1 protein-coding gene is annotated in these 385 nt (G+C 64.2%); it reads right to left on the reverse strand.

Going from position 1 to position 385, the window contains the following annotated elements; genetic code table 11:
* Positions 1–385: PLP-dependent transferase (locus tag AC1D0P_RS31520; protein ID WP_477680320.1), on the reverse strand; the 385-nt coding region annotated here is incomplete at both ends.

Raw genomic sequence — 385 nt, forward strand, 5'->3', positions numbered from 1 at the left:
CTCCAGTCCCACGGACAGCCGGAACACGCCGTCGCCGGCAAAACGCCGATAGTCTGCGAGCTGGTCGCCGGCGAGCTGGTATGTCGTGTTCATCATCTCCTCGGTATCGAGCAGCACGACGATCGAGCGCTGATGGCCGAGCGAGAAGGCGTAGTGAGCGACCTTGAGACGCTCGGCAAGTTGCTGGGCCATCTTGCCCGGTTCCTTTACCTGGAAGGTCACGATGCCGCCGAATACCTCCATCTGCCGCTTCGCCAGGTCGTGCTGCGGGTGGGAGGCAAGGCCGGGATAGGTCACGGTCGTGACCATGGGATGGCGTTGCAGGAAGGTCGCGACCCGGATCGCCGTCTCCGAGATCGTCCGCAGGCGGGGAAAGAGCGTGTCG

This window comes from Polaromonas sp. P1_G2 (assembly GCF_056405515.1).